The organism is Fulvivirga lutea, from assembly GCF_017068455.1.
Classification (GTDB): domain Bacteria; phylum Bacteroidota; class Bacteroidia; order Cytophagales; family Cyclobacteriaceae; genus Fulvivirga; species Fulvivirga lutea.
On record NZ_CP070608.1, the window covers coordinates 1582363 to 1606438 of the forward strand.

Here is a 24076-nt window from a genome sequence, read left to right on the forward strand (position 1 = left end):
GAGGAAGAGCATTAATTTTCATTTAATGCTTCATTCAACAATATCATTAAATCTTGTGATGATTCTTCAACTTCATTCATCCTAATAATGGTCTGATCCATGCGCCAACGCATGGTATTAATAATATTGCTAAACTCTAGCTCTTGCAAGATTAGATTATGATCATAGATAAATTTAGAGTCATTAAAATTTGTGTCATTAGGAAAGAAAAAATGGTCGATATCTTCCCAGGAAATTCTGGAATTCGTGTACGGTATCGCAATATTGGCCAGATCATAATGCCAATCATCTTCGGTCTGTTTCAATACATTGAGTGCCGCTGATAAATTGCTTATTTGTCTCCTTATTCTAATGTCATTAATGAGATTGAGATTTCCTGAGGCTTTTAATTCTTCTAGCACATCTACCGGCAATGTACAACGCTCAGCTGAGCCGATGGCTTGACCAACGAATTCAACAAATTTTATTTTTTCAATGTTCGCATAAGATGGGCCAATGTATAATTTCAAAGAATCTGTAAATGCAATTCTCTTTTTTATTATGTCTTTACAACTTGCTAAAACATTAAAATTATTATTTGTTTCATCTTTTAGCGAAAGCAGAATACGCTCTTCTAATTCATTCTCTTTTCTTTGTTCATTCCAATTTTCAAGTGCAAAGGCGCCATAGATACCTATAATGAGCACTAGAATTTCTAGCAGATATTCAGGCCATTTTTGTGATAGGGTAGTGAGGAGGCGTTTCATTTATTTATTTCTTCAGTAAGAATTAATGAAAGTGTGTGATTTTTCTGTATCTGATCTTCAATAAAAAGAAGTAACTGTTCAGTTTTAAATCGTCTTTCAAAAAGTATCTGTTGAAATTGAGTGTCATTTAAGATGTGAGCTACTTTAGCGGGATTAATTAATATCTCCCTTTGATTTTCACCAACAAACATTTTGCGAACATTCTTTAATTCATAAGCATTATTGTCCGCCAAATACGATCGAACTCGATCAATTACTATTGTTTCGTATTCTTTAGTAACACTTATAACCCCATCTTCATCATAAAAATATTCTTGTATAGCTTTTCTTGCTTTTGTGTTTTTAATACTACTAATCGATTCTGAATGATTACGCTGTGTACGCGGTGAAAACACTGTTATCCACCTAATAAATCCTGCATTTTCATGATTATAAATACTGTCTTTATCTTCAATATCTTCTATCATTTTATCAGCTGTGATGAGCTGGTTTTTGAGTTGGGCGCGACACGTTTCTGCTTGCAGGGAATCTAACTTTAGATCTTCAATGATATTCTTAAATAAAGCAAATTCATCAGCTTTAGCTTTTCTATTGTCATTCCAGTTTTCAAGAGTAAACGCTCCATATATACCAATAATTAATACTAGTATTTCTAGCAGATATTCTGGCCATTTTTGAGAGAGTGTGGTGAAGATGCGTTTCATTCTTGGTTAAGTTCTTCAGTGATTTGAGCAATCATTTTTTTGATGGCTTTTTCGAGGATTTTGGCTCGCCATCTTACACCTTCGTTTGAGTATATTATGGCATATATAAGTTTTTTGAACTGCTCATCTTTTTTCATCGACTCATAATCTGATTGGTAAATCTCAAATTCACCATAATCAATAAAATTGTTGTAATTAATAATGGAAGAATCTGCGAAAGAGTACTTCATTAATCCTGGCGAGATATGAAGAAGACGAAATTGAATGCGCTCCTCCTCATATCTATTGTAATATGAATAGGTAGATTCAAAGAGCTTGGTAATTAATTGTCTCAGACTATCATTGTGTATTATGGCCACTCCCTTAGACACAAGTAGTTTATAGCCAGAAACATTTGGATCAAAGTGAGGCGTGACTAACATTTTAGCAATATCTTTTTTAAATTTCTCAGTGGGATTGTCATTATTTTTCAGGTATTCAATAATCTGTAGAGCTCCATACCTTACAGTGTCCATATGCATAAGGTCGTCCTGAATGGCATCCAAATCTTCAATTAAATTATTTCTGATTTCAATTAATATTTCTGTTTGAGTCTCGGAATCATTCCTTTCTTCTTTCCATTCATCCAATGCAAAAGCCCCGTAGATACCAATAATTAGCACGAGTATTTCCAGCAGATATTCAGGCCATTTTTGGGAGAGGGTGGAGAGGATGCGTTTCATTTTTTACTCACCCGGTATCTTAGTAGCCTGCCAGTTAACCACTTTCCAAAGGCCCTTTTTCTTTTGAAATGTACCACTGTTTAAATATTGAGAAATTGACCCATCGGAGGTTAGGCTCACTAATTTAAATGCTACAATCGCTACCTCATTAGAAAGTAGATTTACTTGAATATCCTCGGCTGAGTAGGAGGGGCCGGGTTCTGAGTTGCTGTCTTCTTCAGAAGAACTGAAACCTGACATGATGGTTTCCTTGCCAAACCTTTTGCCTGAGCTGCTGGTGTAAATTAAATCTTCGGCCCAAAATCTGTCATGCATTTCTTTAGAATCTACCTTGCTAAGAAATTCATTCACTAAATTGGTTAGTACAACTTTATCATCAGTCTGGCCAAATGAAGTTTGAAATAAACAAATACTGAAAATTGAAAAGTATAGAAGTTTTTTCATGTAAAAGATGGGAGTTTAATCGCTTAATATACAGAATTTATTGGTCGTATTGTATCATTTGATTTGTTGAATTATTTGGGGTTAATGTGACAAGTATTAGTCATTTGACAATCAGGCTTAATTTTCGTAATTTATACATATGTCAAAACACCACTTAAAAACACTTGTAGAAACACTCAACGACCTGAGAGCTGAAGGATTTAAAGAGGATTTCGAGTATCGAAATCATACCTTAAAAGTTATAGGTCAAAGTAAACCGTATAAGCCAGAAGAGGTAGAAGTAGTAGGTCAATACCGGTTTGAAGGAGAATCTAATCCTTCAGATGCATCCATCCTGTACTCTTTAAAAACAAAAGATGGTAAAAAAGGAACTGTCATAGACAGTTATGGTGCATCGGCAGATGCCGACTTACAAAACTTTCTCGATAAGGCAACTAAATAAGAAAGGAGCACTAGGGCTCCTTCTTTTTTATAGTCAATTGGTTTTGATTCATTTGTTAATTACAAACTTTAGAACACTATTAGATCCTGATATCAATAGGAAGTATACTCCATTAGCGAACTCAAGGGTATTTATCTCCTTAATTTCTGCGGTAATTTTTGAGGAGTATATCAGTTGACCCATTTGATTTAAAATCTGAAGTTCAAGATCATTTTTTTTGATTTTCCGTGTATCCAAATATAATTTTTCGGAAGCTGGGTTCGGGTAAACATTTACGCTTACTGCAAATTCATTATCGTTTGATAGAATGGTTGTATAATTGAAAATATCAGATGATGATGAACCACACTGGTTACTATCGATTGTAAAGTATTCTCCATATTCTACAGGCTCTAGAGTATTCTGAGTGTAATCAATGATTAATTCATTATTAAAATACCACTCTATATTATCGCCAGTCGTTTTCAGTAGATTATCTTCATAAATAATTTCAGGAGTTTCAGGCTTTGTTACATTCAGTACTTCGAATGTCTTGGTCGTTGTACTAGAGTTACCGCAGTTGCTAGCTTTAGTAAGACTAAGGTTGTAGAACCCTGGGGAATCGAAAGTTACTTCTACCATTCCTGAATTAGCTACTGTCTGATTGTCTAAACTCCAACTGTAGCTAAATCCACTTTCAACACTTACTTGAGAAAATAAAGTTTCATCAAGACAATATGTGTCATTAATATCAAATTCTTGCGCTGTAACTTCTTCTGATAATTTTAGAATGGTTCCGCCTCGTCCAACTATATATATTAATTCATCAACAACTATTAAGTCTTCAAAATAGCTTGAAAAGTTTCCTCTATATATCGTGCTCCAACTTTCACCTCCATTAATAGTTTGAGAAATTCTATCACTCATAAGAACGTAACCCTTATTTTCAGATTCGAAATAGATATTGTCTATAACGTTGGTTGTTGAAAAATTGATTGTAGACCATGTTGCTCCACCATCCACAGTTTTGTAAAACACATCATATTCTCCCGCTGCATAACCAATTTGGTCAGATACAAAATCGATTTCTGTAAAGGAGGCATAAGATAGCTCCGCACTTAAAATTTTAGACCAGGTACTCCCATTGTTAGTTGATTGAAGTAAGGCACCTTCATCTCCAGAAATACCTAAAAGCCAATTAGCTGAGTTTACAAATTCACAGCTTCTAAGTGTGAATGAACCTTCTAAAGATTCTAATGGATTAATTGTGTTCCAAGTAATTCCAGCATCATCAGACTGATAAAGAAATTTATTTGTGACAGCAAGAATATTATCACCTTTGCTGCTAAATTCTAGAAAATATTCGTCTACAGACACATCTAGTGCTGTTGTCCATGTTTCTGATGCATCGTAGCTTCTTAAAAATTTCTTATCAGTCATTGCATAAATGGTGTCATTATTCAAGTACTTCAAATCTCTTATTTGATGCGGCTCTTCTAAGTAAGAAATTGTTTTTATATCGTTATTAATATCAATTAATAACCCATTGTGCCCGGCAGCTTTTATTTCCCCACTGGGTGATACTGTAATGGAGCTTATGAAGGGTGCAAATCCTCCGGAAATAACGGTATTTTCGAAACTATTAATATCTACTTTAGCTATCAGCCCAAATCTCCCAACTAGAAACAATTGGTCGTTTATTATTTGAAATTTGTTAGCCCATTGGTTAAAGCCATTGTCAAATGAATTCATTTTACTCCAAGTCGTACCAATGTCACTAGATACTAATAGATTAATTGAATAGTTATTATCTTGATTGTAATTTAATAGATATACTTTATCGTCTATTATTTTTAGATCATATGAAAATCCAGTTAACTCCAATGATTTAGTGCTCCAGTTCACTCCCAGATCGGTAGAAGTAACGATACTTGAGTAACCTGTGGCAATTATTGTTTGATTACTAATTGAGATTTCCGACAAAGAGAATCCTGCATCATAGATTGATGTCCATGTTAATCCACCATCTGTAGTTTTGTAAATTAAATTTGAGGCTGTTGCAAAGCCTTCTGAATTATTTATAAAACTTACATCGCCAAAATAAATGTTATCAAGATTAGGTATCTCGTTCCAAGTGCTACCAAAATCAGAACTTAGATATTTTTTAGAATTATTTGATTGAATAAATAATTCTGAGTTGTTCTTCACTTTGAATAATGTAACGGTAGCGGGAGCATCTATAATGCTGATGGTTTCAAATTGGTCTTTAGTAAAAACTATCTTTGACCCGAAGGCATATAGACTGTCCTTCAAAATATTCGATTCAAGCCCATAGATTGTATTAATATCTTGATTAGACAAGGTTAATGTGTCCCAAGATAGGCCTTCATCTATAGATTTATATATATTATATCCTTGACCAACAATGAATCCTGTGCTTTCATCTGTAAAAATGATGCCTTCTAAATCATCATTTGTTAATTCTGGGGATATGAAAGAAGCACTAAGATTACATTGTGCTTGAAGATAGTGTGAAACAAAAAGAATTGCCGCTGTAATGAACAGTTTATTCATGCCATTTTTAGTTTTAACGGCAAAATTAGACTTTTATAACTACTGTAATATTACTTATGAATTTAATATTTGATAAAAAATCCATAAATACTTACATGTTTATTTTTGTTCTATCTCTATTAACCAAAAAGAAAGCCGTTAGCTTTCTTTTTCTATTTATCAATTGGTTTTGGTCTAAAATTTAAGCGGCCTCTCCATGTTGAGAGTTGTCTAATCCTCTAATTTCCTGGTTCATCGTTACGCGAACAGGAATTAAGAAATCAGTTATTTTGTATAGCAAAAGACTTCCTCCAAATGTGAATACTGTAACTATTCCTAATGCCAGTAAATGATAAAAGAAAGTAGTTGTCTCTCCATGTATCAAACCAACGTCATTAGCTAGTACCCCTGTTAATATCATTCCAACGATTCCTCCAACACCGTGGCTAGGAAATACATCGAGTGTATCATCAATCCCAGATCTTTTGTTTAAGCTAATTGCAAAATTAGATACAATGGCTGCGGTAAATCCGATAAATATACTTTGACTTAGTGTAACAAACCCTGCAGCAGGCGTGATGGCAACAAGACCTACTATGGCGCCAATGCATGCATTGAGGGCAGACATTTTCTTGTTTCTAAATCGATCAAGGAATATCCAGGTAATCATACTGGCAGCGGAGGCAAGGTTGGTGTTAGCAAATGCAATAACAGCATCAATATTGGCACCCAAAGCAGAACCTGCATTAAAGCCAAACCACCCAAACCATAAAAGACTAGTTCCTAAAATTACATATGGTATGTTGGCGGGTTCTTCTAGCCTCACTCTTCTATTTCCTAAGAATATGGAACCTGCCAAAGCTGCAAAGCCTGCTGACATATGAACTACTGTGCCGCCAGCAAAATCTAAAACACCCCAGTTTCTGAATAACCCATCCGGGTGCCATGTCATGTGTGCTAATGGAGCATATATGAATAGTGAAAACAAGATCATGAATAAAATGTAGCTTCTGAACCTGATTCTTTCAGCAAAACTACCAGTGATAAGAGCCGGTGTGATGATTGCGAACTTTAACTGAAATAAAGCAAAGAGCAGAAAGGGAATTGTCTCTGAAAAATCCGGATTAGGAGAAACGGTTACGCCTTTAAAATTAAAATACGTAAGAGGGTTCCCAATAATACCGCCAATACTATCTCCAAAGGCTAAGCTAAAACCTACAATTACCCACAGGATGCTGATAACCCCTAGTGCAACAAAGCTTTGAAGCATAGTGGAGATAACGTTCTTTTTATTCACCATTCCGCCATAGAAGAACGCCAAGCCAGGAGTCATTAGTAAAACAAAAGCACTGGAAACTATCATCCATGCCATATCTCCCGTATCTAGCGTTTCGGTGCTTCCAATGGCTTCATATTCTGCATTAAACACCAAAGAAAGCAGTACTAACCCTGCAAGGACTATAAAAAAAGCCTTACTTCCTGAATTTTTAGTCATAATTGATAAGTAGTGGTTAAAATAATTACCATTTTACGAAAAAAAGTCATTAAAATAAAGATAGTATGGGTTAAAATTAACGCAAACGATTGTATAGTATATGAACTACAACAAGAGAATACCCGATTTAGGGTATTTGCATAATGGTTCATTTTATCTAGGTTAGATGTAATGTGTAAAATTGAATTACAAACAACTCCAATATCAATGCTAGTGCAAGCTACATCGGTAGCTCAGGTAATATACCAAAAGAAGTGTTGACAAAATGGCTAGATAGAAACAATTAAAATAAGCTTGATGAGAAATTTTTTTGGACTATTAGTCACTTTCATAGTCGTTTTGATTATTTGGACTGTTCAGGATAAAATGGATTTTGATGAATATTTTATCGAAGAGACAGGAGAATTTCAAGGTTTCTATTTTGTGCCTGACGTAAGCCAAAAATTATTACTTAATAATAAAACCTATTTGGTAACCAAAAGTAAACTACATGATTCTGGTCGAATATTTGACAAGGAAATTGACTCATTAGTTAATCAATACCGAGCTACTTTAAAACTGCCGGATACATTATCAACTTTTTCAAAAGAAGTGTGGGATAAGTATTTTGAGCTTACAAAATCCAAAAGAAAGAAGTGGGATACAACCTTATACAGTTATCAGGATTCTGTGAAGCTAACTGTGGAATATGAGGTGTTCTTCGATCCCCAGTACTTATTTAAGTGTAAGGATTATTACTATAGTTTAAGTCCCAGCACATTGGGAGCACGACTTGATGGAAAATTAAGAGATACAGAGTATTCAGAGTTTAAAAAGTATGTAGAGCAGTGTAATAAAACACTTAATGTAAATAAAGGCGATTTATTGACTATATATATTCCCAGATCCGACCATTTACTGGCGCAAAAAAGTAAAAGGGTAACCATGAGTGCCTACATAATAAATACGGCAGATGGTGATGAACTATTCAGAAACACTGCGGGCTTTGAAATGCTGACAGAATTTGAAGAATATATGACATGGCATGATTCTATTATCCATCTAATCATTGCAGGTACATTTATTATTGGCTTAGTAATTACTTTTTTTGCAGGAATAGGAAATAGAATAAAAAGACTCGTAATGATTGATCATTATGATAAATAGTAGCCGGAGGCTAGATTTATCTATATTTTAATTCTAATTATAACTTATAGGTTAAAAAAGATAGTAGTAACAACACGTATGCAAGGTTGCCTTAATTTTTAAAAAATGCTCTTACAAATATGAGTAATATGATCAGCTCTATTATTAGAAGTATATAAACAAACGAGTTATCATACCATAATATAAATCGTAAATCGGGCTTTGTTATATCAAATCCAAATCTTTTCTCTTTATATCTCAGAACTTCAAAAGCTTCTTCATCATAAAAAATATCATAACCCCAGCTATCTTCAATCATATAAACTCTACAATTTGCACAGTCACCTTTGTACTTGGTAATTGTTAGTTCTGAGTCATTTTCGAAAAGTCTATCTAGATAGTTATAATATAGTTGATATTCATCCCATTCATAAAAGGTTTGAGACAGTCGTGTTCTTGATCTATATATAGACAACATCTCCATTAAATCAGTAACCTTTCCAGATCTATCAAATGTAGAAAGAGCAAAACGTTGAGGGTAACCTTCAATCATGAAATAATGTTGAAGTATTAATATACTGTCCTGTGACAGTTGAAAAGGGAAATTATATGATTCTGATTGAAGGGCAGTATCCATCAAAAGGATTGGCGGTTGTATTTTATTATTTAGTTTAATCCATTGAACGCTATCAACATATTTTGTAGAATCAATGATTAGACCAGGCTTAATCATCAACTCAAAAATATTTTGCTGCTGTAATAGTTCAGTGATATCCTCTTTGAGGTTATATTTTGTTATTGAGTCTTTTAAATAATCGTATAATGTTAGTTGGTAATACTGGAGTGTGTCATTAATTAAATATCTAGGTTTCTTCTGTATTAAGGTGTAGGGTCCAATTAATTTGCCTTCAATTTCTTCAAAATGACTCCAATATTCACTGCTTGTAGTACCGTTATTTCTTATTGAAAATAGAATAATAAGTATAGGCGCAGAGGCTAATAAAAAGTTTTTAAATAGTTTAATCAACTTTGTGTATTACGTTATAAATATCTCATTGAAGGCTTTTTATCTAAAAATTCTTTAAGAATAGCTTGTCGATACTGAACTGGTTTGCCTACCAAAGAGTTTAAAAGATCTTTTATTTCCAACCAATCACCTTTAGCCATAGCTATGTCTAAATCAATAAAATCCTCATTATTTATGAGCTTTTCCCAAAGTATTAAGGTGATGGATCTGCTACCCCCTTCACCTACATAGGAAGTAACATTTCTTAATTTATTAGTTGGAATTATGATTAAATCTGCATCACCAGTAATACTATTGCCTAAAGTTATATTTGATGGGCTGATTTTCATGGCATATGCGTGCTTTGGTGCTGAAGCTGAAAATGCCGAACTGGCAAGTTGAACAACTCCAATAATTGAAAGTAATGAACCAAAAATCAAGCCTTCTACGTGAGTATCGCCCCATTGAGTACTAATATAAATTAGGAAAGCACCAATGCCTAACGTAACAATTGCACCTAGCAGTCGGCTGGATGATGTCTTTGCATTAACTCCAATGGCAATAGCTGGGTTTGAAATTTCAGCCTCGGTTTCTCTGATTTGGGTTTCTTCATTTAATGTTTCCTTAATCTCTTTTTTAGGCAATGGTTGGACTGATTTATCCTGCAATATTTGAGCTTTAACTTTGCCCAGATTTGGCTTTCGCAGCTCCTTTAATTTTTCTTTTCGTTCTTTAAAGTAGATTCTCACAGCTTTGGCAAAATCTTCCTTTATGGCAACTGGTGACACCATAACTTTAGATTCATAACTTATGGCTCCTCTAGCTCCTGTGCGAGCAAATACTCTAGAAAGTGATAAATATTCAGTGCCACGTGGGCAGGTATAAAGTGTAATAATGCTGTAATCGTCACGCCCCTTTTCAATAGCACTTGCTTCAGCTAACAAGGCTGGATTATTTTCCATTATGGCATTTTTGAAAGGGGTTGGATCTATTATTGTTAATGGGGTGGATTTAACAGGCGCATGCCATAGGTCGCTTTCTTCTGAAAATGGGGTTTCTACTGAATCTAACCATGTACCCATGCCCATCAACATAAAGCCTAAAAGTTCTATAAGCCAGACTATCCAAAGAAAGAAGCCGGATACAGCGAGTTCTTCAAAGCCCCAAATTCCATTATCATTTATTAGCACTATTGAATCCCATAAAACACCAGGGTGAAAAACCAACTCAAATGGTGCGGGTAGTATGCTGGAGATAAGTTCAAAGTCTCCACTGCCGGTTAATTTAGTCGCTTCAATTATTACTGTACGCACCCAAACCGCCCAATGTAAATAGTAGAACCATAGTGTTAAACCTAAACCAGTAAAAAGTCCCAAATTAGTATTCCTAATTTTAGCCAATTGAATCACAAGAGCGATAATCTTGGGAAAGAGATAGAGCATACCAATAAATAGACCTACATTGATTAACTGCCATGGCATATAGAAAATGAAACTGGCGTAGATGATGGCCAATATAGGGTATACAAAAGCTACACATGCCAAAAGAATTGGAACTGTAAAAACCCCATATTTTCCTGAAGGCTTATATGGTTTGAGTTTATCCATTTTTTAAAGATTTTACTTCTGCTTTGAGGTCTCTTATTTCGCTTAACATCATTTCCATACTTTTTAAAACCTCTTCCTCTGCCTCTTCTATATCAGACTCTATGGTGTTTCTAAGTTTTTTTTCAGCATTCTTGGCTTCTTCCTGCATGCGGTCGTGCACTTGAGTGGTTAGTACGGCAACGAATACATTGAAACTGATAATGGCGGTGAGAATTACAAAGCTTATAAAATACCCCTTGTAGAACCAATTGTCATATTCCAGTGCGGCAACATCGTTCATAATCTCCGACCAACCGTCTAAAGTCATTAACTGAAATAATGTAAGAGCAGCTGCCGGAAGGTCTGAGAAGTCAGCCTTTTCAAAAGCATGATGGCCGAAAAGGTATATACCAATGATTGAATAAATATATATAAGTATGCCTAATAGTAGAGCAAAGGAAAACACTGTTGGAATGATGGTGATGATTTTCTTTTCAACGTTGCGCAGTTCACTACTAATTTCAAGGAGACGAAATATTCTTGATACTCGGAAGAGTCTGCTTACCACAAGAAACTCCGGATGTTCTACCCAATGTGACATCAGACCTATCACACTCAATACAACGATAGTTGTGTCAAACACATTCCAAAATCCTTTTTCTTCAAATAGAAATTGCAGCTTATTAACGGTTCGATTTCTTTTCTGTTTTTTCTTTATTCTTATCGTACAAATGTGAAAAAAAGAGGACAAGCTCTTTGCTGCTAACAGGCGCAGTATTATTTCGACCACAAAGAACAAAGTAAATATTAAGTCGACAGCTTCGAACAATACGAGCTTTTTATAAAAGAAGGTTTCGATACCTAATACAATGGAGCAAAATATGATTACAAAAACAACGGTGTTCTGAAATTCAACACTCTCGACTAACTGTCTGATTTGACGTCTCATGAGGTTTATTTAAAAGCCATAAACCGATAAATATAGGCATTTCGGGTATTGAATGAAATACCCATTTTCGGTGATTTTTCTACTCTTCACCTGAACTAATAAAAACTTGAAAGGTACTATTGATAGAATTTTCGCCCCTCAGCCAACTTATCCATCATCTCAATTATACGTTTGGCTCTTTTTTCTTCAGTTTTAGCGTCATAAATCCAATCGAGATAGACTTTTTGTTCATCTTGAGTGAGCGAATTGTAGAAATCGAATGATGATTTTGGCTCATTGGCAAAACAGTCAAGAATTTCCTGAGGTGTCTCTAATGATGATTGGTCAATTTCCATTATGACATGAACAGTATCACCGGCCTCCTTTTTTATCTTCTTTCTAATTTCAGCTTTTACTGGTAGAAACAATTGACCGTTGCCCATGGGCATGAGCTTGTACTTCTTCATCTCAAAACCATCGATACTTACATTTACTCTTACCCAACCAAAAGGAGATTTTGGGTCCATGGGTATTTCAGGAATCTCAGCGTATGTCCAGCCGCCTTTTCCGGGGAATTTTTTTAATAGGTAGTCTTTATCAATTTTAGGCATTTTCCAGAGCTGTAATACTATTACTTTTACGCTCTAAATTACTGCTTCCCATTAAAAATTCATCGACATAATAGGCGGCTTCCCTACCTTCAGAAATTGCCCAAACCACTAGTGATTGTCCTCTGCGGGCATCACCGGCAGTAAAAATTTTGGTTCTATTTGTTTTATAGTTGTTCGATCTGATAATCCCACTTGGGGCTACTTTAACGTTGAATTGGTCTAACACACCTTTTTCGGGTGCCGTAAAACCAACGGCCAATAGCGCTAAATCGCACTTAATGGTATATTCTTGATCTGTGCGTTCTTCAAATGACTTTTTGCCATTTTTATCTTCAATCCATTCCAATGGTACTAGTTTTAACTCCTTTACCTGGCCATGTTCATCAGTCACAAACTCTTTTGTAAGTACAGACCACTTTCTTTCACCCCCTTCTTCGTGGCTACTGGAAGTACGTAAGGTCATAGGCCACAATGGCCAAGGGTCTTTATCCGTTCTTTGATTTAAAGGCTTTGGCATTAGTTCTAGTTGCACAACAGATTTAGCCCCTTGTCGGTGTGAAGTCCCAATACAGTCTGAGCCGGTATCACCACCTCCAATCACTACAACATGCCGATCTTTAGCAGATATAATGTCTTTAGGGTTGATTGTGTCGCCAGATACCTTTTTGTTTTGTTGTGTTAAAAACTCCATGGCAAAATGGACGCCCTTGGCATTTCTACCAGGAATGTTGAGATCTCTTGGAATGGTGCTCCCCGTGCAGATCACAATCACATCAAAATCTTCCATTACTTCAGCGGCCAATTTATCTTTGCCTATCTCGCAGTTAGTGATAAAGATGATTCCTTCTTCTTCCAATAACTTAACTCTTCTTTCCACTACCCACTTTTCAAGCTTAAAATCCGGGATGCCATAGCGCAATAATCCTCCAATTCTATCATCGCGCTCAAAAACAGTAACGGTATGCCCCGCTTTGTTTAGCTGATCGGCTGCCGCTAGTCCTGCTGGTCCTGAACCTATAACAGCTACAGTTTTACCCGTTCTGTTCAGTGGTGGGTTGGGAGTAATATAGCCTTTATCATACGCCTTTTCAGCGATAGTTTTTTCGATATGTTCTATAGCAACAGGAGGCTTATTTATTCCCAAAACACAGCTGGCTTCGCAAGGTGCCGGGCAAATTCTACCTGTGAATTCAGGAAAGTTATTGGTGGATAGAAGTAATTCAATGGCTTCATCCCAATGTTCACGATAAACAGCATCGTTAAATTCAGGTATGATGTTACCGAGTGGACAGCCCTTGTGACAAAAAGGTATGCCACAATCCATGCATCGTGCAGCCTGCTCCCTCGTTTTTTGTTCTGGAAACTCTTCATAAATCTCCTTAAAATCATCTGTCCGCTTATCTGCCGGCCTCGATTTTGGCAGCTCACGATCGTATTTTAAAAAACCATCAACTTTTCCCATTATGCCACTTTTGAGGTTTGAACTTTCTTACTCTTTTCCAAAATAGCTTTGTATTCATGCGGAATAACTTTCACCACTGAATGTTTGATATTATTCCAATCAGACAGGGCTTCCTTCGCAACTTTACTATCAGTCTCATTAATATGCTTCTCAAGCATTTCTTTTAGGTATGATTCGTCCTCAACATCCAAAGCATCAATACCTACCATGCCCATGTTGCATTTCTTTTTAAATGATTTAGAGTCATCAAAAACATAGGCAATGCCACCGCTCATGCCAGCAGCAAAGTTTTTACCTGTTTTACCTAGGATAATCACTCTTCCGCCCGTCATGTACTCGCACGCATGGTCACCAACACCTTCTACTACCAATTCGGCACCCGAATTTCTCACAGCAAATCGCTCACCAGCAGAACCATTAATAAATGCTTTGCCGCTAGTAGCACCGTAGAATGCTACGTTACCAATTATAATATTTTGTGCGGCTTCAAAAGTAGATTTCAGGCTTGGGTAGATCGTTAATTGTCCGCCTGATAAACCTTTGCCGAAATAGTCATTTGCTTCGCCTTCCAATTTGAAAGAAACTCCTTTGGTTAAGAAACCACCGAAAGTTTGCCCTGCTGAGCCCTCAAATTTGAAATTAATAGCGTTATCATTAAGGCCTTTGCTGCCATGTACTTTGCTTATTTCATTGGAAAGCATGGCGCCAACTGTTCTGTCTGTGTTTTTTATGGGAAAAGTGCCAGTTGCATTTCCCTGATTGTGGATGGCTTCTTTAGCGGAAGCTATCAACTGTCTGTCTAGCACATTATCCAATTCATGGTCTTGTTCTATTTGCTTGAAGGTACCTATACTATCAGGCGTATATTCTTTGTATAAGATTGGAGATAGGTCAAGGTCTTTAAGCTTCCAGTGTTCAATATTATTTCTGATTTTCAACACCTCGGTTTTACCTACCATTTCATTAATGGTTCTAAATCCTAACGATGCCATAATTTCCCTTAAATCATTCGCTAAAAAGGTGAAGAAATTCACCACATGATCCGGATTGCCCGTAAAAAGTTTTCGTAGTTCTTCATTTTGAGTGGCAATGCCAACGGGGCATGTATTCAAATGACATTTGCGCATCATAATACAACCTTCTACCACCAATGCAGCTGTTGAAATTCCCCATTCTTCTGCCCCTAACAATGTGGCAATGGCCAGGTCTCGGCCTGTCCTTATCTGCCCATCGGTCTGAACTGTAATGCGGTTTCTTAGATTGTTTTTAACCAATGTTTGATGTGCTTCAGCTAACCCTAATTCCCAGGGTAAACCTGCATGTCTTATCGAACTGATAGGAGAAGCTCCTGTTCCACCATCAGCTCCGGAGATAAGTACAACATCTGCATTGGCTTTTGAAACACCGGCAGCCACTGTGCCAACACCCGCTTCAGAAACTAGTTTTACATTTATTCTAGCTTGCTGGTTAGCATTTTTTAAATCATAAATCAGTTGGGCTAAATCTTCAATGGAATAAATATCATGATGGGGTGGAGGTGATATTAAACCTACTCCTGGGGTAGCGTGCCGTACTCTGCCTATCCAATCATCTACTTTATGGCCGGGAAGTTGACCGCCTTCGCCAGGTTTAGCACCTTGTGCTATTTTTATCTGAATTTCATCAGCATTGGTTAAGTAATTGCTGGTAACACCGAAACGACCAGAGGCTACCTGTTTAATTGCAGAGCGCTCCCAGTCGCCATTTTCTTTACGCTCAAAGCGGATTTCATCTTCACCGCCCTCACCGCTGTTACTTTTTGCGCCTATGCGATTCATGGCAATGGCTAACGTGCTGTGCGCTTCATGCGAAATGGAACCAAAAGACATAGCTCCTGTTGCAAAACGCTTGAAAATATTTTCTACTGGCTCAACTTCTTCGATAGGAATTGGAGCACGATTTCTAAATTCCAATAACCCGCGTAATGTCAATGAGTCTTTTGTCTGATCATTAATCAGGTTTGCATATTTTTTATATAAACCGTAATTCTTAGTTCTTGTAGAATGCTGTAATAAGTGAATGGTATCAGGGTTAAATAAGTGTTTTTCACCCCTTTGTCGCCATTGATAAACACCACCTACTTCTAATCTTTTTCTATTAGTCTTAAATGCGGCCTGATGTTTTGCCAATGCTTCACGCGCCAAACCATCAAAATCCAACCCTTCTATTCTTGTGATTGTACCCTTGAAACACCGATCAACCACTCTTCTGCTAATACCCAGTGCTTCAAAAATTTGAGCCGACTGATACGATTGCAGTGTACTGATGCCAATCTTGGATAGAATTTTAAGTAATCCATAACCAATAGCCTGTTGGTAATTGCTGAGAGATTCTTGCAAGGTAATTGTGCTCTCTAGTTCATTATTTAAATGAAGATGACGGATAGTTTCTAGTGCAAGGTACGGATTGATTCCACTGGCTCCATAACCAATAATTGTTGCGAAGTGATGTGTTTCCCAAACGTCTCCTGCCTCTACAATCAGGCCAACTTCAGTACGTAAATTGTTTGCAACTAAATGATGATGTACTGCACCTATGGCAACAAGTGATGGGATTGGGGCTCTATCTTCATTAATTGCTTTATCAGAAATTATTAATATGCTTTTCCCTTCCTTCACCGCCTTAGTCGCCATAAGACATAATTCATCCAAGCCTTGTTCTAAACGCCCAGGAAGTCCATCTGCATTAAATGTGGAATTTAGTACAGCATAATCTAAACCCATTTTCCCGAATTGCTTGAACTTTTCAATATCTGAGTTTAGAAGTACTGGCTGCGAAATGTGCACTTGTTTGGTGTGCTCGGGAGTTTCGGCTAATAGATTTAAACTTTTACCTACCCTGGTAAATAACGACATAACCATTCTTTCCCTAATCGGGTCGATGGGTGGGTTGCTTACCTGAGCAAAGAGCTGCTTAAAGTAATTTGATATATGCTGACTTTGGTTGGACAATACTGCCAATGGAGTATCGGCACCCATAGACCCAACAGGTTCCGTAGCTTTTTCGGCCATTGGCTTGAGTATCAATTTTAAATCTTCGGCCGTATAGCCATATGCCTGTTGCAGTGTTGTCAGTTTTTGCTGATCCAGATTTAAATCTTTTGATTCATTTGCCTTAATTAATCGAAGCTTTACACGATGTTTTTTGATCCAATCATCATAAGGCTGCTGATTGGTTATTTCTTTCTTGATTTCATTATCATACCTAACCTCGCCTTTTCTTAAATCAGCGATTAGCATTTTACCCGGCTGTATGCGGCCATTCTTCTCCACATTGGAAAAATCAATGGGCAATGCTCCGGCTTCAGATGAAATGATTAACCGACTATCTTTTGTGATGCAATATCTCGAAGGTCGCAGGCCATTACGGTCTAGGGTTGCGCCTACCATATTACCATCTGAGAAAATTAATGCCGCAGGACCATCCCAGGGCTCCATCATTGAGGCATGATATTTATAAAAAGCCTTTCGCTGTTTATTCATTAGCTTATTATCCTGCCAGGCTTCGGGTACTAACATCATCATTACATGGGGCAAGCTTCTCCCATTGATGGTGAGCATTTCCACCAACGCATCGAGATTGGCAGAGTCAGAATTCTGCGGATCTGTTATAGGAAGCAATTTTTGAAACTCTTCGTCTGAGTAATACTCAGATTTCATAATGGCCTCCTTAGACTTCATCTTAGTTACATTCCCTTTTATTGTATTTATTTCGCCATTATGTGCGATGTACCGGAATGGTTGAGCAAGCTTCCAATTAGGGAAAGTGTTTGTTGAAAAACGTGAATGAACAACAGCTAAGGCGCTTGTTAAATCTTTGCTTTGCAAGTCCAGGTAATAGGATCTCAGTTGATCTGTACGAAGCTGACCTTTGTAAATGATTACTTTGTAAGAGAGGCTCGGAAGATAAAATTCGCCATTACTTCCTATTACTTCTGAGTTGATTTTATGTGTTGCATAATTTCTAAAGAGAAGAAGTTTCCTCTCCAATTCTTCTTCTTTGGCTGATTGATGCGCTAAAAATACCTGCTCAATAATGGGTTCTACCCTTCGAGATTCTGAGCCTGGAATGGTATGGTCTACAGGCACAGTCCGATAGCCAATAATACTAAAACCCATTTCTTTGGCTATTTCGGTCATTAACGCTTTACATGCTTCACGTACAGACTTAATCCTAGGGAAGAAAATCATTCCTATACCATAGTGGCCAAAATTTGGAAGCTGAAACCCCAAATCAGATACCTTTTTAGCTAAGTAATTATGCGGAACTTGCATGAGTATTCCTGCGCCATCCCCAGAATCAGGATCGCTACCAGTACCACCACGGTGCTCCATGTTTTCAAGCATTGTAAGGGCATCTTGTATAATGTCAGCAGAAGCGTGACCATCAATATTAGCAATACAGCCAATGCCGCATGAATCATGCTCAAGTTCGGGGGTATAAAGTCCTTTCATAGTTAGTAGTCAGTTCTGAGAACTTAAATCAATGAATAGGTATGCCGTCATTGATTGGAGTATATTAAATATAATCAATATTTATTTAATGAATTTTTGATTATGATGTCATGATCATAATTTAATAGTCAATTCTTTAAATAAATTTTAATGAAAATCATAAAGTGATGATCAATTGATAATCGATAACGTTTGCATATAGTAGAATCTGAATAATTCATTGTGGATTAAGCAACTATTCAAATACGGGGTGGTCTTTGCAGAGTGTAACCTATTTAGGATATGCGAGTCAAACAATTCAGAACCAACCAATTTACCCATGTTTTTCAAAATAGCCCTCAGAAACCTGATTAAAAGAAAAGTGTATGCATCCATAAATATTGCAGGTTTAGCAATAGGACTGGCCGCATGCCTCACCATCTATCTCTATGTAAAGGATGAGCTTTCCTACGATAAGTTTTATTCTGATTCAGATAGAATCTATAGAGTAGTAAGAGAATTTGGGCAAGGTGGCGATAAGTCATACCACGCAGCTAATAATTATCAGTTGGGGGTTTTAATGAAGGAAAACCTATCTCAGATTAAAGAGCTAACACAATTTTCTCAGCGTATTGAAGTGAAAGTTGAAAATGAAGAAAAGATTTACCGTGCAAAGAATGCCCATTTTGCTGACAACCAGTTCTTTGACTTATTTGGTGTCGAGTTTATCCATGGTGATAGAAAAGGTGCGCTGGATGGCGCTAATAAAATTGTTCTTACCGAAGAGTCGAGCTCCAAGATTTTTGGAGATCAGGATCCAACAGGAAAACTAATTAAAGTAAATGACTTGGAATACCAGGTTACGGGAGTGGTGCGAGATTTTCCTGAAAAAGCCCATTTTCATTTTAACTATTTGTTGTCAATGGAAACATCCAGACAGGTTTACAGTGAGAGCATGTTTGAGCATTGGGGCAATATTTGGGTCTACAACTATGTGAAGCTAAATGAAGGTGTTAAGGTTGATGAGTTTGACGAAGCTGTGAATCAAATGGCACTTACGCATGGTCCTGTAGATGCATTAAAACATTTTAATGTTCGTTTTTTCAGTCAAAATGTTGAAGACATCCACTTACATTCAAACTTATCCAGTGAGTTGGAGCAAAACGGAGATTTTGAACTACTGAGCATTTTAGGTGCTGTGGCAGTTTTAATCTTATTGATAGCCTGCTTTAACTTCATTAATCTTTCCACTGCTAGATCTATGTGGCGAGCTAAAGAGGTGGGCGTAAAGAAAGTGCTGGGTATTCATAGAAGCTCACTCGTCAAGCAATTTTTAGGAGAGTCGCTTCTTATAACATTTTTATCACTCATTTTAGCAGTGTTTCTCATAGCTACCATTTTGCCCTTCTTCAATGATTTTACGGGTAAATCCATTGGGTTGATTGATCTGTTTTTATCTCTCCCTGCTTTGGTTGTTATTGTGCTAACAGTTGGAATTGTTGCAGGATCTTTTCCAGCCTTTATTCTATCTTCTTTCGAGCCAATCAAAATATTGAAAGGGCAATCTGCGCAAGGCGATTCTAAATTGGCAGGTGGTTTTAGACAAGTGTTGGTAGTGTTGCAATTTGCCATTGCTATTGTGTTAATAGCAGGCGCAACAATAATCTATCAGCAGCTAAATTATATCCAATCAAAAGATTTGGGAGCCGACATAGAAGGTGTGGTTGCTTTGCAATTGAAAAATAGTGCAACCAGAGAAAATAGAGAACCCATGCAAAATGCGTTGCGTCAATTGCCAACGGTTACATCAGTTAGCTCCACCAGCGATTTACCTTTCGAATCTTTAAACTCTTGGAGAACTAAACCTAAAGGGGCCGACATTGACCCTGAATTAATCAATCTAATGGCCATTGATGATGAATTTATCAAATCACTCGATATTAAAATTGCTGAAGGTAAAGTATCAGAGTTAGATGAAAAAGAGGTAGTGGTTAATGAGGCATTTGTGAGGCATTATATGTTGACAAACCCCATTGGTGCTGAGATTGAAATTGGCCATTTGGAAGAACCTTTGCGAGTTGTAGCTGTGGTAAAAGACTTTCATTTTGAATCGTTGCACACAGCTGTGAGGCCATTAATGTTGTACAAACACCCAAGTTGGTATAATAAGCTGGCAGTAAGAGTTGCCACTAAAGATTTAGACCAAACATTAGCAGTTATAGAAACTCAGTGGAAGAAAGTTAATGCCGATGAAGAGTTCGACTATTTCTTTTTGGAAGATCGATTTGATCGTTTGTATTCTTCTGAACAGAAAACAGCTAAAATGGTGGCTTACTTCTCAGGTTTTTCGATTTTTATCGCATGCCTTGGTTTGTATGGGTTGGCAGCTTTTTTAGCGGAAACCAAGCTTAAAGAAATTAGTATTAGAAAAGTACTTGGAGCATCTGTTAATGAGCTGGTTTCAATACAGTTTAAGATATTTCTAAAACTGGTAATACTTGCAGCAGTACTAGGTTTACCTGCGGCTTATCTATTAATGGATGGTTGGTTAAGTGGCTTTGCCTATAGAGTGCAAATTCAAACCTGGGTGCTAATTTTGGCAGTGGCTGTAATACTTATTTTTACAGTTCTAAGTGTTGGCTATAGTTCGTTAAAAGCAGCATTGACCAATCCTAGCGATAATTTAAGAATTGATTCATAATAAATTCAGAATCTATGGTGGTAACTCCGCTTGTTAGAGTATATTCGTTGTTTATTTCTAAGTTGGAATTGCACTTTTTACCTAACAAGCGTTTGTTATGCACACTACAAAAATTACAGGAACAGGTTCTTACATACCTCAAATAACAAAGACAAACAGAGATTTTACGTGTAACGATTTTTACCTACATAATCAGGAAAAAATTGATAAAGACCCATTGGAGGTTATTGAAAAGTTTCAGCAGATTACGGGAATTGAAGAGCGAAGATATGCCAATGAAGACATGAACGCCTCGTGCATTGGGGCCATCGCTGCCAAAGCAGCTATCGCTGAATCAGGCATAGATCCGGAATCGATAGATCAGATTATCGTAGCTCATAATTTTGGTGATGTAAATAAGCATTCTAATCAGACAGATGCTATGCCTTCGCTGGCATCCAGAGTAAAACACGAGCTTGGCATTAAAAACCCCAAATGCATTCCTTATGATATTTTATTTGGTTGCCCTGGTTGGGTGCAAGGCGTAATACAAGCGGATACTTATATAAAAGCAGGCGTAGCAAAGAAATGCCTTGTTATAGGCACCGAAACTTTATCGAGGGTGCTCGATCCTTATGATAGAGATAGCATGATATTTTCAGATGGAGCAGGAGCCTGCATTGTTGAGAAGGTGGAGCAGGATGGGTCAGGAATTTTATCGCACAGTACTCTGGCACATTGCGAGGAAGAAGTGGATTATTTGTACATGGGCAAATCAAATTTCCCAGAATCAGACCCGCGTGTACGTTATATAAAAATGTTGGGCAGAAAGGTGTATGAATATGCCATTACTCATGTACCTGCCGCTATGAAGCATTGTTTAGATGAGGCCGGAGTGGGAATTGAAGAAGTAAAGAAAGTGTTTATCCATCAAGCTAATGAAAAGCTGGATGAGGGTATCATTAAACGTTTTTATAGGCTCTTTGGTCAGCGCGATTTACCCGAAGGCATCATGCCAATGAGTATTCATAAATTGGGTAATAGCTCTGTGGCTACTGTACCTACTTTACTGGATTTGGTGAGAAAAGGTGAAATGGAAGGTCATCAGTTGAGTAAAGGAGATGTGATCATTCTTGCTTCTGTTGGGGCTGGGATGAATATAAATGCAGTGTGCTATAAGGTCTAAATTTTAAGGTACGTTTATAGTAATTCGTTTGTCAGGATATATTATTTCCTGCCCATGTGCTTTGGCCGGTACCCAGTCCGGCCCATTGAGTATTAGTTTTTTACCAGCACTAATAAGTTTGCTGTCATCCGTACCCAATACGCGTACATTGTACGGTCGGTAATTATCATCCACATTAAACAGAAGTTCTATGCTCGTATCATAGCCTTTGGTTTCTTCTTCCTCAAAAAAGTTGTTCACGTAATTATTAAAGAATGTATCACCTTTTAACGGGTGAGGTATGAATGTGGAAATATCATATGTGTAGGTTGAGCCGTCCTCAGAATAGCTTATTCCTTCTTTCAAGTACCCATTTACATAATACTCTTTATAGTGCAATTTGCCCGATTCATGATTGCCATAGCTAATACTATCTAACAATCCATCTTTATACTTTTCATAGTATTTTGTAATTCCATTCTCATGCCATTCTCTCAAATGTCCATTGCCTTCATTCACTCGCTGAATACCGAACTCGTCCCATGCATTTAAAAGATAAGCTCTATCATTAAACCTCATTTCCCTTGCCATTTTTCCGTTAGGGTGAAAATACTCCCACTTACCTATGTTGTAATTGTCTTTCATCCTGCCAGCAGCTTCGTACGTATTTTCTTTGCTGTAAAAGAGAAAAATGCCTTCTCTTGCGTCTTTTTTATACATGCCTTTCATTTGAATTTCACCTGAAATATAATAGTCATACACCCAGCCATCCCAACGACCCAGACTGTCTTGTATTCCTACTCGGTAATAGTCGGCATTTATTACAGAACTAGGCTTCCAGTTTTCATCGTAATAGACGGTTACAGGTTCTTTTTCATTGCCTGAGGGTTGGTCTTCTTTTGGTTCTTTGCCTTCTAACCTCAATGGATGATTGAACTTTCCGGCATTTCTTAAATTTTGCCTTACAATTCCAATGCTGTCATGATAGATGTAAGACTCACGTTCAATACCTGTGATAAAATATCTTATTTCATTTTTTCTAAATGATTGTAATCTTCTAATTAAATCAATATCCTCTTCAATGGATGGTGGCATGTTTTGAAGGGAATCGAAATGATAAACTAGACTATCCCATTTAGTGTCTAACTTTTTTAGGCTTTCAGCAAACTTATAGTCGTCAGAAAAAGATTCATTGTACGTGTCTACTGTTTTATCATCGATGTTAATAAAATGCTGAAAAGCTTTAAAATATTTTACCTGGTAATCAGGCAAGTTGGGGATTATTAGAAACACAAGAAATGATGCTGCAAAGGTGATACCTGCAATTTTTGGAAAATGTATTTCGTGAAGTACTAAAAATAGTACACCTAAGACAATGCCTGAAATGGCACCGCCTATGTGAGCCGCATTATCGAAAAATAATTTAGAGCCAATAAAAGTGATCACTATCAGGTAGATTATAAAGCTAACTATTGATGTTCTGATGAGTTTTTTATCTTGCCAGTTAGATTTTAATGAAAGGATCAGTTCAAAACCATATAATCCAAAAATGGCTCCGCTGGCACCCATGCTAAACACAAACAAATTATAGTACGAACTGGCAGAGCTGGCCAGAATTCCGCAGGTGAGATAAACAATACTAAATAATAGACTACCAACTTGAAGCTCAACGTTTCTACCAATAGAATACAATGCAAACAGGTTAAACCCTAAATGAAAGATATTGTAGTGAATAAATGTTGACGAGAATAATCGCCAATATTGGCCATCTAAGGTGAATGGAGTAAAATTAACACCCCAATTGAGTGCAGAAATTGGGTCGTTGAGGTCAATATTTTTCCAGAGTTGAACTAAGAAAATTGATACATTCAAAAATATCAATACATAGGTGGCCAGAGGAAAATGTTTGCCTGTTTTCATCCACTTAAACTTACAAATTCGTTACAATAATTGACT

Annotated in this window: 17 protein-coding genes; 4 read left to right on the forward strand and 13 right to left on the reverse strand. The window is 36.9% G+C overall.

What is annotated here, in order from left to right; translation table 11 throughout:
* Window positions 1–11 precede the first annotated feature (11 nt).
* The 4 genes from JR347_RS07190 to JR347_RS07205 are packed head-to-tail and all read right to left on the reverse strand — an operon-like array spanning window position 12 to window position 2616.
* Window positions 12–746 (reverse strand): hypothetical protein, encoded by a 735-nt coding sequence (locus JR347_RS07190; RefSeq protein WP_205723371.1) that lies wholly within the window; start codon window positions 744–746, stop codon window positions 12–14.
* Window positions 743–1450 (reverse strand): hypothetical protein, encoded by a 708-nt coding sequence (locus JR347_RS07195; protein WP_205723372.1) that lies wholly within the window; start codon window positions 1448–1450, stop codon window positions 743–745. The genes JR347_RS07190 and JR347_RS07195 overlap by 4 nt, the downstream gene beginning before the upstream one ends.
* Window positions 1447–2172: a DUF6090 family protein gene (locus tag JR347_RS07200; protein WP_205723373.1), complete on the reverse strand. Its 726-nt coding sequence runs from the start codon at window positions 2170–2172 to the stop codon at window positions 1447–1449. Before JR347_RS07200 ends, JR347_RS07195 begins: the two co-directional genes overlap by 4 nt.
* 3 nt (window positions 2173–2175) lie before the next feature.
* Window positions 2176–2616, reverse strand: a complete 441-nt coding sequence (locus JR347_RS07205; protein WP_205723374.1) for a nuclear transport factor 2 family protein — start codon at window positions 2614–2616, stop codon at window positions 2176–2178.
* A 139-nt stretch (window positions 2617–2755) separates the two neighbouring features.
* On the opposite strand from JR347_RS07205, the gene JR347_RS07210 reads away from it, so the two are divergent.
* Window positions 2756–3058 carry a phosphoribosylpyrophosphate synthetase gene (locus JR347_RS07210; RefSeq protein ID WP_205723375.1) on the forward strand — a complete coding sequence of 101 codons (303 nt, stop codon included), beginning with the start codon at window positions 2756–2758 and terminating at the stop codon, window positions 3056–3058.
* Window positions 3059–3106: 48 nt separating this feature from the next.
* Here JR347_RS07210 and JR347_RS07215 read toward each other — a convergent pair whose 3' ends face one another.
* On the reverse strand, window positions 3107–5611 hold the full coding sequence (locus JR347_RS07215; protein WP_205723376.1) for a T9SS type A sorting domain-containing protein: 2505 nt from the start codon (window positions 5609–5611) through the stop codon (window positions 3107–3109).
* A gap of 181 nt (window positions 5612–5792) precedes the next feature.
* Window positions 5793–7085: an ammonium transporter gene (locus JR347_RS07220; RefSeq protein WP_205723377.1), complete on the reverse strand. Its 1293-nt coding sequence runs from the start codon at window positions 7083–7085 to the stop codon at window positions 5793–5795.
* Between the two features lie 297 nt (window positions 7086–7382).
* Here JR347_RS07220 and JR347_RS07225 point away from each other — a divergent pair, with 297 nt between their 5' ends.
* Window positions 7383–8231 carry a hypothetical protein gene (locus JR347_RS07225; protein ID WP_205723378.1) on the forward strand — a complete coding sequence of 283 codons (849 nt, stop codon included), beginning with the start codon at window positions 7383–7385 and terminating at the stop codon, window positions 8229–8231.
* A 91-nt stretch (window positions 8232–8322) separates the two neighbouring features.
* Here JR347_RS07225 and JR347_RS07230 read toward each other — a convergent pair whose 3' ends face one another.
* From JR347_RS07230 to gltB, 6 genes are all read right to left on the reverse strand, one after another.
* Window positions 8323–9237 carry a hypothetical protein gene (locus JR347_RS07230; protein WP_205723379.1) on the reverse strand — a complete coding sequence of 305 codons (915 nt, stop codon included), beginning with the start codon at window positions 9235–9237 and terminating at the stop codon, window positions 8323–8325.
* A gap of 14 nt (window positions 9238–9251) precedes the next feature.
* The gene (locus tag JR347_RS07235; RefSeq protein WP_205723380.1) at window positions 9252–10823 is read right to left on the reverse strand and encodes a hypothetical protein; all 1572 of its coding nucleotides are present in this window, start codon (window positions 10821–10823) and stop codon (window positions 9252–9254) included.
* Window positions 10816–11751 carry an ion transporter gene (locus JR347_RS07240; protein ID WP_205723381.1) on the reverse strand — a complete coding sequence of 312 codons (936 nt, stop codon included), beginning with the start codon at window positions 11749–11751 and terminating at the stop codon, window positions 10816–10818. Before JR347_RS07240 ends, JR347_RS07235 begins: the two co-directional genes overlap by 8 nt.
* 116 nt (window positions 11752–11867) lie before the next feature.
* Window positions 11868–12341 carry a YdeI/OmpD-associated family protein gene (locus tag JR347_RS07245; RefSeq protein WP_205723382.1) on the reverse strand — a complete coding sequence of 158 codons (474 nt, stop codon included), beginning with the start codon at window positions 12339–12341 and terminating at the stop codon, window positions 11868–11870.
* The gene (locus JR347_RS07250; RefSeq protein WP_205723383.1) at window positions 12334–13803 is read right to left on the reverse strand and encodes a glutamate synthase subunit beta; all 1470 of its coding nucleotides are present in this window, start codon (window positions 13801–13803) and stop codon (window positions 12334–12336) included. The genes JR347_RS07245 and JR347_RS07250 overlap by 8 nt, the downstream gene beginning before the upstream one ends.
* Entirely contained in the window at window positions 13803–18296 is a 4494-nt protein-coding gene (gene gltB / locus JR347_RS07255; RefSeq protein ID WP_205723384.1) for a glutamate synthase large subunit, read from the reverse strand. The genes JR347_RS07250 and gltB overlap by 1 nt, the downstream gene beginning before the upstream one ends.
* 319 nt (window positions 18297–18615) lie before the next feature.
* On the opposite strand from gltB, the gene JR347_RS07260 reads away from it, so the two are divergent.
* Together JR347_RS07260 and JR347_RS07265 are read left to right on the forward strand one after the other, a co-directional pair.
* Complete coding sequence (locus JR347_RS07260; protein ID WP_205723385.1) at window positions 18616–20976, forward strand: ABC transporter permease; 2361 nt, start codon at window positions 18616–18618, stop codon at window positions 20974–20976.
* Between the two features lie 97 nt (window positions 20977–21073).
* Window positions 21074–22141, forward strand: a complete 1068-nt coding sequence (locus tag JR347_RS07265) for a 3-oxoacyl-ACP synthase III family protein (protein ID WP_205723386.1) — start codon at window positions 21074–21076, stop codon at window positions 22139–22141.
* Between the two features lie 3 nt (window positions 22142–22144).
* Here JR347_RS07265 and JR347_RS07270 read toward each other — a convergent pair whose 3' ends face one another.
* Window positions 22145–24040, reverse strand: a complete 1896-nt coding sequence (locus tag JR347_RS07270; RefSeq protein WP_205723387.1) for a rhomboid family intramembrane serine protease — start codon at window positions 24038–24040, stop codon at window positions 22145–22147.
* Window positions 24041–24076: the final 36 nt, after the last annotated feature.